The 9,645-nt window shown below is 45.7% G+C and carries 13 protein-coding genes; 10 read left to right on the top strand and 3 right to left on the bottom strand.

From position 1 onward, the window contains the following. The 6 genes from LC574_RS11955 to LC574_RS11980 form a co-directional block, all read left to right on the top strand. Window positions 1-130: AraC family transcriptional regulator (locus LC574_RS11955; protein WP_229453730.1), on the top strand; the 130-nt coding region annotated here is incomplete at its 5' end. Between the two features lie 269 nt (window positions 131-399). After that, window positions 400-1,824 (top strand): MATE family efflux transporter, encoded by a 1,425-nt coding sequence (locus LC574_RS11960; RefSeq protein ID WP_229453720.1) that lies wholly within the window; start codon window positions 400-402, stop codon window positions 1,822-1,824. A gap of 285 nt (window positions 1,825-2,109) precedes the next feature. Then, on the top strand, window positions 2,110-2,523 hold the full coding sequence (locus LC574_RS11965) for a DUF4440 domain-containing protein (RefSeq protein WP_229453721.1): 414 nt from the start codon (window positions 2,110-2,112) through the stop codon (window positions 2,521-2,523). A 10-nt stretch (window positions 2,524-2,533) separates the two neighbouring features. Further along, entirely contained in the window at window positions 2,534-3,055 is a 522-nt protein-coding gene (locus LC574_RS11970; RefSeq protein ID WP_229453722.1) for a MarR family winged helix-turn-helix transcriptional regulator, read from the top strand. Between the two features lie 241 nt (window positions 3,056-3,296). Then, window positions 3,297-4,154 carry an SDR family NAD(P)-dependent oxidoreductase gene (locus LC574_RS11975; RefSeq protein WP_229453723.1) on the top strand — a complete coding sequence of 286 codons (858 nt, stop codon included), beginning with the start codon at window positions 3,297-3,299 and terminating at the stop codon, window positions 4,152-4,154. Between the two features lie 151 nt (window positions 4,155-4,305). Next, a complete protein-coding gene (locus tag LC574_RS11980; RefSeq protein ID WP_229453724.1) occupies window positions 4,306-4,893 on the top strand; it encodes a Uma2 family endonuclease in 588 nt (195 codons plus the stop codon). 89 nt (window positions 4,894-4,982) lie between these two features. On the opposite strand, the gene LC574_RS11985 is transcribed toward LC574_RS11980, so the two are convergent. Continuing rightward, window positions 4,983-6,089: a peptidylprolyl isomerase gene (locus LC574_RS11985; RefSeq protein ID WP_229453725.1), complete on the bottom strand. Its 1,107-nt coding sequence runs from the start codon at window positions 6,087-6,089 to the stop codon at window positions 4,983-4,985. A 93-nt stretch (window positions 6,090-6,182) separates the two neighbouring features. Here LC574_RS11985 and LC574_RS11990 point away from each other — a divergent pair, with 93 nt between their 5' ends. The 4 genes from LC574_RS11990 to LC574_RS12005 all read left to right on the top strand — a co-directional run bounded on the left by LC574_RS11990 (window position 6,183) and on the right by LC574_RS12005 (window position 8,047). Beyond that, entirely contained in the window at window positions 6,183-6,338 is a 156-nt protein-coding gene (locus LC574_RS11990) for a histidine kinase (RefSeq protein ID WP_229453726.1), read from the top strand. Window positions 6,339-6,399: 61 nt separating this feature from the next. Further along, window positions 6,400-6,957, top strand: a complete 558-nt coding sequence (gene efp / locus LC574_RS11995) for an elongation factor P (RefSeq protein WP_229453727.1) — start codon at window positions 6,400-6,402, stop codon at window positions 6,955-6,957. A gap of 109 nt (window positions 6,958-7,066) precedes the next feature. Then, a complete protein-coding gene (accB, locus tag LC574_RS12000; protein ID WP_229453728.1) occupies window positions 7,067-7,624 on the top strand; it encodes an acetyl-CoA carboxylase biotin carboxyl carrier protein in 558 nt (185 codons plus the stop codon). A 75-nt stretch (window positions 7,625-7,699) separates the two neighbouring features. Beyond that, the gene (locus LC574_RS12005; protein WP_190893788.1) at window positions 7,700-8,047 is read left to right on the top strand and encodes a metalloregulator ArsR/SmtB family transcription factor; all 348 of its coding nucleotides are present in this window, start codon (window positions 7,700-7,702) and stop codon (window positions 8,045-8,047) included. A gap of 78 nt (window positions 8,048-8,125) precedes the next feature. On the opposite strand, the gene LC574_RS12010 is transcribed toward LC574_RS12005, so the two are convergent. Both LC574_RS12010 and LC574_RS12015 read right to left on the bottom strand, forming a co-directional pair. Then, entirely contained in the window at window positions 8,126-8,737 is a 612-nt protein-coding gene (locus LC574_RS12010; protein ID WP_229453729.1) for a GerMN domain-containing protein, read from the bottom strand. Window positions 8,738-9,011: 274 nt separating this feature from the next. After that, the coding region (locus LC574_RS12015; RefSeq protein ID WP_267871500.1) for a His/Gly/Thr/Pro-type tRNA ligase C-terminal domain-containing protein at window positions 9,012-9,645 on the bottom strand (634 nt) is incomplete at its 5' end.

Genomic DNA, 9,645 nt, shown 5'->3' on the forward strand with positions numbered 1-9,645 from the left:
ACAGTTTTTCTATAACTTCACTATTGCAGATGTAGCTTATCAGGTCGGTTTTGCTCACCAAAGCCACTTTACCCGGCATTTTAAGCGTTTAGTTGGGATCACACCCAAACAATTTCTGAACCAGCAGTAAGAACAGGCTAAAAATTGGAAGAACCTGCAAGACGGCTTGAAGTTTAGCCGATTGAATAAGGATAAAGCAATTCTAAAGCGGTTTATGGCTCCCTATTCAATCGGCAACTGGCTGTTCTTGGCAGGATCAATTATTTTTAGCTTTGATGCAATCAGCGAAGTTATAGAAAAACTGTCAATCCATTCATTTGAGCATCTTCTAGCTTCTGTCTTTTTTACAACGGGCTGTGTCCTGTTCCTCCTAGAGCCGAGTCAAAAGGAGGAATTGTGATGGCAATATCTCACTATGCTGACTTCCCCCTGCTTCCTGCACAGCTAGTAGATGGGCAAGGCAAACGCCATGTGAATTACCGTGCGATCGCTAAACTTTCCATTCCATTGTTTCTCGATAGCCTGACTTACATCATTAATAGTCTGATGGATACTTGGTTTTTGGGACGGTTATCCACTGACGCAACGGCTGCTTTAGGTGCAATTAATTGGCTGATGTTTGTTAGTATCATGCTAGTGGCAAGCGTTGGTGTTGCGGTGCAAACACTGGTTGCTCAAGCGTTTGGCAGTGGTGAGCTTACCAGAGCTGCAAAAACCGCCTGGATGGGCATTTGGATAGCCGTATTGACGATTCCAGTGTATGTTTTGCTAGCAACTCATGGACAGAGCATTCTATCCCCGTTTCGATTAGAGCCTCAAATTGAACAACTTGCTTTAGCCTACTGGTTGCCCAGAATGTTAGGGGGGTCACTCGTAGTCGCAGATTGGACGTTTAGAGGCTTTTTTAACGCCACCAACCGCACTCATTTAACCTTCACGGTGACAGGAATTGTTTGTATCCTCAAACCAATGCTCAATGAACTATTCATATTTCAATTTGGATGGGGAATGGCAGGCGCAGCTTGGGCAACTACAATCGCTCTGATGATTGGTTTGACAATTCAATTTTGGCTATTTTTTCAGCCTGCTATCCGTCAGACTTATAAGGTTCATCAAGTTTGGCAGCCCAATCTTCGAGAAATTCTGAACTTGCTTAGCGTGGGGCTATTCACTGGCTTATTCATGACTTCTGATTTAGTCGGGCTAGCACTTTTTCAAATGATGCAAGTTGCACTCGGTGTTGCTCCGGGAGCCGCAACCCAAATTGTCATCACGCTACTAGCATTGGCATATCAGCCTGCGGTTGGCTTTGGTGAAGCGGGAATTATTCTGGTAGGGCAGTCGACCGGCGCGGGCGATCAACACTGGGCAAAGCGACTTGGAAATGCTGTCATCCGGTTGGCGGTTCTATATATGGTCATCGTTGGAGTTGGATTAGCCATTGCAGGGACATTTGTTGTCTCTCGATTCATCACTCCAACAGACATTCATGCAGCAGAAGTCATGAGCATTGCTCCAAAACTGCTGTGGATCGCAGCAAGCTATCAGCTATTTAATGCACTGATTATTTCGGTAACTTTCTGCCTACAAGGAGCGGGCGATATTAAATTTCCGGCGATTGTTGCTGTTACGGTGACTCTGTTAGGGTTTGTTCCCCTCGCTCATGTTCTTTCGTTTAGAACAGGGCAAGGCTTTGTGGATTTTCTACCTCATTTAGGATTTGGTGTTTTTGGTGGATGGGTTGCTTATGCGGCTCATATGATGATTTTAGGAATCATTCTGTGGCAACGCTGGCGATCGGGTGCTTGGCAAAAACGACTATAAAACACAGTTTCACGCAAAGCGACGCAGCCTAACAACCGCGCTGCACCGGAACGTGCCAATATGGTCGGCCCAGTTGCAAAGGTTGTCTGCGTCCGGTGAGCGGGACCGTTGTGCTGCTTCGTTCTAGCGGTAAGAACGTAGTCCTAGTTTTCTGCTAAACACAAGACTACGCTTGAGGTGCTGTCCGAGAGCTTACCAGCCTCTTTACATTTGTCCAAAAAATATGCATAATGCATACATAGGTTTATTGCTGAGTTAACATTCAACAATTTTTTAGGAGGACACATGAACACCGAATGGCAAAACCGCATTCAGGAGTATTGCGAGGCGTGGACGACTGATAGCGGTCATCCCAACTTCGAGCGTCTTGCAACGTTCTACGCAATGGATTCAGATGTTGTCATCTACGATTCTCTGCCCCCGCTTGAGGGGTTTGCCGGGTTTGCAGAAATGCGATCCATTTACCCAGGACTATCGCAGCTGAGCGTGTCTCCAAATCAGGACTTACAGGTCAAGTTGCTGGCGGAAGGTCGGGTTGCTGTCACTGCCTTTACATCTCGGATGGCGTACACTTTTGAGGATGGCAATGAATTTGAGGTGAGTGCCAGACATACAGATGTTTGGGAAAAGCGGAACAATCAGTGGCTCATTGTTCACGAGCATCCGTCAACGGTAATTAATCCAAGCAGAGTTGAGTGATTATATTGCTATGACTGAAGAACGAACTCTGAATCTTTTGGGTGCGCTGGCTTTAAGTGTGGTTGATGGGTTAAATGCTGCTGTCGAAGCGAGTGTTGGACATGGCGGTGAGACTCCCGCGGCGCTTGTCACGCTGGGCGCAGAACCCGGACTTTCCATCAATACACTACGCCAAGTTTTGAATCTCTCTCACCCTGGAACAGTTCGTCTGATCGACCGTTTAGAGACACAAGGATTGGTTGAGCGCAGATCGGGTTCAGATGGGAGAACGCTGGCATTGTTTCTCACTGATGCAGGTCACGAACGACGACAGACAATTCTAACTGAGCGGCGACAGCAGTTACAGTTTGCAGTAACTTCTCTGACACCCGATGAATACGAGCAATTAACTCAGCTTTTGGAGAAGATGCTTACTGCAATGACAACTAATGAGTTACAGGCGTTTGCAATTTGTCGTTTGTGCGAAGAGGAAGTGTGCCCCAGCGAGTGCTGCCCAGTTGATCAGCAATACTGTCGGATGGTAAAAAAATAACATAGCACTCATAGTTATGGTTCAACCATACATTATAGAGTGCGCTGATTCCTAATTCTGGCGTGTCATCGTTGCCAGCCGCACAACAACCCACTTGCACCCGACCGTTTAGGTAATCGGTTAAGTCTGAGAAGTTATCTGCGGGGGGTGAATGGGAACGTTGGGTAGCTAAGCTCCAAGTTAGTCATTAGACGCTGCATACACCCACTAAGAAGCAGAATTTAAGTCAGGAGAAAGTTAAGTGATTAGACTCGATGATCATGTAGCGATTATTACTGGAAGCGGGCGAGGTTTGGGAGCAGCCTATGCCCGTCTGCTGGCGGAAAGAGGAGCGCGTGTCGTTGTGCATGACGCAGGCGTTAACAAAGATGGAACCGGATTCGATCCGAACGTGGCGGCTGATGCTGCAAGCAGGATTCGAGAAGCAGGTGGAGTTGCGTTTCCGAGCAACGTAATCCTTGATAGTAGAGATAACTGCCAAAGTTTAGTGGAAACTACGCTCTTGAAGTTTGGTCGCCTCGACATCTTGATCCACAATGCGGGATGGGTTGCCTATCAGTCAGTGCAAGAACTAACGCCTGATTTTCTAGAGCGCGCCATCAGCATTAATTTAGAGACACCAACATGGCTGGCTCAAGCCGCCTTTCCGATTATGAAACAGCAAAACTACGGACGGATTGTGCTTACGACTTCGGATAGAGCTATTTATCAGCAATATGCACTCAGTGGTCTCGCCTCTTATGCTATGGGAAAAATGGCACAGATCGGTTTGATGAATGTGCTCGCGGTTGAAGGCAAAGAGCATGGAATTCTCGTTAATGCGATTTCGCCAGTAGCCAAAACGCGGATGTGGAACGTACAAGATGAGCCAGAGGATTTGCGACCCGATCAAGTAGCCCCTGGAGTGTTATATCTCGCTTCTCCAGAATGCCGAGAGTCTGGATTTATATTAAGGGCAAGCAACGGGCAATTCACAGCCCTGCGCTGGGTCGAGCGAAACAACGTAGATTATCCATTAAACCTCGCCGCTGTTGAGATTTCTACTGCGGAGGATTTGGCTACTCGCTGGAAGCAAATTGCTTCGGATATTGCGTTTTAAGGACTGGGCTTGTACTTCGAGATGAGCTGTAAGGAAATAATCGAGGTTTTTGGTGGGAGAGCAGTTGAAAGGAGGTGTTGCAAAATTACTAAGAAAACTGATGATTTGCTTTACTGTTTAAGATAAGGGTATCGTCTAGGAGTCAGTTGGGATGGTAACAACACCAGTAACCAGCATCACATTTGAGGAGTACTTAACCTATGATGATGGTAAGGGTTTCCATTATGAATTGGTGGATGGCAAGCTAGAGTTAATCAATCCACCAACTATTGAACATTTCCTGATTACCAAATTTCTTGAGCAACTGCTAGATGGAGAAATCAAGCGTTGTAGTTCTCCTTGGCTGAGTTTTCGGGAAAGTGGGGTGAGAACGGGTAGAAATAAATCTAGGTTGACTGATTTGTGTGTAGTAACAGTGGAACAAGCCAGAGAATTATTAAATGCCTCAGCAGTATTTGAGTCACCGCCGTTACTAATTGTCGAGGTAGTTAGTCCAGAGTCGGTAAAACGGGACTATCGCCATAAGCGATCTGAATATGCGGCCTTAGAAGTTCCTGAATATTGGATTGTAGACCCACTGAAAGCAAAAATTTCGGTGTTATTACTGGAAGATGGATTTTACGAAGAAACAGTTTTTACTGCCAACCAGCAAATTGGATCACGGACTTTTCCAGAATTAGCGATCGCAGTTGATCAAGTGTTCACCGCCGGGAATCTGAGTCAGGGGAGACGCGATTAATCGCGTCTGTACGGGAGTTAAGAGTTAGCAATTATTCTCCCTCATCTCCCTCATCTCCCCCTGCTCCCCCTACTCCCCCTACTCTCTTCTTATGCTGCTTGCGGCTCAACCAGATTTTCTATTCCTTGAATCACAGTTGCCGATTCAATTTTGTCACCTGCCTTTAGTTTATCCAAAACTTCTTTGCCTTCGGTAAGATAGCCAAACACGGCATAACGTCCATCTAATAGGTTGCGTCCGGCGGGGGTGAGTTCTGGTTCAAAGAGAAAGAAGAAAAATTGTGATGAACCTCCATTGACTTCACTTTCGGGACGAGCCATCACCACTGCCCCAAAGGCAGAGAAAGGTAAAACTGGCATATCGATGTAACGACCAGCTTCTTCTAGAGTAATGCCATAAGTAGGTGCTTTATCACCTTCAACTAATACTTCTAAGGGAATAGCACGATATTTGCCCGTGTTTGGGTCAATAAAACCTACGTCTTTGCCAACAGGATCTCCAGTTTGCAGAAAGTAAGATTCTTCAGAACGGGTAAATTCTAAGCCATTATAAAAACCCCTCTGCACCAAATCTACAAAATTACCAGCAGTGACAGGGGCGCTATAACCATCTACTACAAGGGTCAAATCGCCTTTGTTGGTTTTAATTTCTACAGTAGCACGACCTTTAAGTTGTGGCAGGTTACTGTATTGGGCAGGCACTTCAAAGGGGAATTCTTTCACCATTGACTCTTCTAACTGAGTAACGAGATTCAGAAGTTTGCCTCTCTCTTGGAGAATTTGTTCTTTATCTTTACTCTTTGCCAATTCTTCCAATTTACCCACCCCAGATTTCAACTCGGTAATCCAAGCTTCGGCTTGGGGTTGGCGTTCTTCGGGAACGCTTGTTAAGATTTGGGAGGGTTTATCGAGAATCCGGGATGCTTTGCTGATGTCCTTGGAAATAGCACCCCACCGCCGATTCGCCCGCAGTTGGGCAGAGATGTCCTCGAAACTGGCTTGTAGTTGCCGTACAGGTTTGTTATCTATCGGGAGTGCATACCGCAACAAAGCCTTACCGTCGGTAATTGCATTGCCTGCGGGCAGTGCGGCGCTACTGGAGGGAGTCCACCCAGCTGTAGTTATGCCTAAAAATATTGTTACCAGCAGTATTGCCATTAGGCTGTTGTTCAGCCAGGATTTTAATAAGTTAAGCATGGGATAACTCAAATGCAGCATTAAATTGTTGACTGGACGTAACCCATCAATAATCTTCCCATAGCATGAGTGCTGAGTGTTGAGTGAAAATAAATGCAAGTGGATGGGGGAGATGAGGGAGATGAGGGAGATGAGGGAGATGAGGGAGATGAGGGAGATGAGGGAGATGAGGGAGAACCCAATGCCCAATGCCCAATGCCCAATGCCCAATGCCCAATGCCCAATGCCCAATGCCCCGTGACTAAATAGCTAATTACTCCGCTAGAAGGGTACAATAAATGCCGATTGTCTTCCAAAATTTGAAAGTTTCATGATCTCCAGTAACGACTTTCGCCCCGGTGTTTCAATTGTATTAGATGGGTCTGTATGGCGAGTGCTAGAATTCCTGCACGTCAAGCCAGGCAAAGGTTCCGCTTTTGTCCGAACTAAGTTAAAAAATGTCCAGAGTGGCAGCGTGATGGAAAAAACGTTTCGAGCCGGGGAAACAGTTCCGCAAGCCACTCTAGAAAAAAGCACGATGCAGCATACCTATAAAGAGGGCGATGAGTACGTCTTTATGGATATGGAAACCTACGAAGAAGGCAGATTGAGCCGCGCACAAATTGGCGATCGCGTCAAATACCTCAAGGAAGGTATGGAAGCTGAAGTTATTAAGTGGGGCGACCAGGTGCTGGGAGTAGAATTGCCTAAGTCTGTGGTTCTGGAAATTGTACAAACAGATCCAGGTTTAAAAGGTGACACTGCTACCGGTGGCTCAAAACCAGCAACTCTAGAAACTGGTGCAGTTGTGATGGTTCCTTTGTTTATCTCTCAAGGAGAACGCATCAAAGTTGATACTCAGGAAGATAAGTATATCAGCAGGGAATAACTTTCATCTCTACGGAGATGCTTGTTCCCGATGGAAATCCCTACATAGGGATTTAATCCCTGCCACACTTAAGATGCTCATTTACGGATAGGTCGAGGTAATAAAAACTGTGCCATTGGACTTTAATGAAATCCGCCAACTACTGGCAACTATCGCCCAAACAGATATTGCAGAAGTGACGCTCAAAAGCGATGATTTTGAACTAACAGTCCGTAAGGCTGTGAGCGTCAGCAATCAGATGTTGTCGGTAGGTCAAACGACCTTCGGCGGTGTGGTGGGTTCTGGCTCGACATCGGGTTCATCTGTGGGAAACCAGGTGAACGCGAGTCAGTTAACGGAGGTGTCCACATCTCGTGTGTTTGAGAATACTGGTACTAGCACACAATTGCAGTTGTCAGTAAATCCCCCCTCAACTCGTGACCAGAGATTAGTAGAAGTGCCTTCCCCAATGGTGGGAACGTTTTATCGCGCTCCTGCACCTGGGGAAGCGGCATTTGTGGAAGTAGGCGATCGCATCCGCAAGGGTCAAACTGTCTGTATCATTGAAGCTATGAAGCTGATGAATGAAATCGAAGCCGAAGTCTCTGGACAGGTGATGGAAATTCTTCTCCAAAATGGCGACGCTGTAGAATATGGTCAACCTTTGATGCGAATTAACCCCGATTAAGTATTAATCTATATATGAAATGAGTCATCCCAAATGAGTCATCGTTAAAACTTCAGTCCTTGCGGGTTAATCCTGATGAAACAAACGTTGCCTTTACCGCCAGAAGTGGTGCAACAAGTAGCTGAATACTTCAGTCTGTTAAGTGAGCCGATGCGCCTGCGGCTGCTCCACTTATTACGGGATGAAGAAAAATGCGTGCAAGAGTTGGTAGAGGCAACACAGACTTCTCAGGCAAATGTATCAAAACACCTGAAGGTAATGTGGCAAGCAGGTATCCTTAGCCGCCGCAGTGAAGGAACTTGCGCCTATTACCGGGTGGAAGATCAAATGATTTTTGATTTGTGTAATCGGGTTTGCGATCGCCTTGCCACAAGGTTAGAGGAGCAAGCCCGTAATTTTCGTGTGTTAAATAGCAAACGTTAGGTCTTTTGTCATTTGTCCTTTGTCCTTTGTCCTTTGTAAAAAACTAATGACTAATGACTAATGACTAATGACTAATGACTAAAGGGGATAATTTTTCTGAAAGCTTTCACGAGTTAGCGGTTGTTGTAACTCTACACCCTCACCGCCTAAAACATCCAACGGTTTGCCGTTCACGTCAATGTACACCTTGGCTTTGGGATTTAAAGTTGTCGCAGTGTAAACAACTTGTCCCACGCGACCCATCATTGAGGTGCTTCCACCACCACTGGTAAAATCTTCAGATAAATTAACGTGAACTTCGTCATTTTCCGTTTTCAGCCCCAAAAGTTTGGTTCCTTTAGGAATAGTAGTAGAATTTGTCCCTTCTGTTGGGCCTGCTAACAAACTTTGGAAAGCTGCTTCTAATGGCTGGTTGGGGCGTATAGAAGCTACTCTAACAGGCTGGGGGACTAAAGCAACATTTTTGTCCGTTGGTTTTAGCCAGTAAACGTTAGGGCTTTGCTCATTAGCTGGCTGCCTAGTTGATGGCTGTGCTGGTTGTTCGATGCGCCCAGAAGGGTTTGATGGTGTGGGAGTATTGTTGGATTGTAAAGTAAACCAAGCTACGCCGCCACCCACCGCTACAACCACTGCTGAGACGGCTGCAATTACGCCTGAAGAAATACGATTAGATTCTTGTTGGTCTTTCATGTTCAAAACCTTCCTGACTGAGGGCTGATTTGGTAGTTATGTGAGGAGCAGCCTGCTTAAGGACGATACTTATAACTGAAGAGTTTCCCGCTACCTGGAGGAGGCGATTATTTTTAATTCTGCAAGTTCCTAATTCAATTTTAGAATTTCTATTTCTAATCCGTCACCTGTCAAATTATGTAAATCTCATTCTTTTTGGAGATGATTGAGGATTAAATTTACAACGCAGAGGAACGCAAAGTAAAGTATTGATTCCTCTGCGTAAATTTGGTGTTTAATTTTTTACCTGAATGGCGGCGGTAATCCACTTATGAAGTGTAGTTGTAACTTCCTCAATGACTATTTCTTGAGAGTTGCGGGTTGCTCTTTCTACAACTTCTACTTTGCCATTAGCGATCGCTCGTCCGGTTACAATTCTATAAGGTATGCCTATCAAGTCAGCATCTTTAAATTTCACTCCTGCACGTTCATCGCGGTCATCGAGTAGGGTTTCGATTCCCCTGGAATTGAGTTCTGTGTAAAGTTTTTCGGCGATTTCGATTTGTTGAGCATCATTAATGTTAGGAATTGTGACGATCGCGTGGTAGGGTGCGATCGCAACTGGCCAAATAATCCCATCTTTATCGTAAGATTGCTCTACGGCAGCTTGCGCTAATCGTGATACACCTACGCCAAAACAACCCATAAATAGCGGCTTTTCTTCACCCTGTTCATTGGTATAAGTTGCTCCCATCGCTTGGGAATATTTAGTGCCTAATTGGAAGATGTGACCTGCTTCAATTCCACGGGCGCTGAAGAGAGTTTGTTCTGGGTTATGAATGGCGCGATCGCCTGGTCTTGCCTTTCGTATATCTACTACAGCGTTTGGTAACTTAAATTGCTCACCCCAATTAGCACCAACTACGTGA

The organism is Nostoc sp. CHAB 5715, assembly GCF_020829685.1.
Taxonomy (GTDB): Bacteria; Cyanobacteriota; Cyanobacteriia; order Cyanobacteriales; family Nostocaceae; genus Nostoc.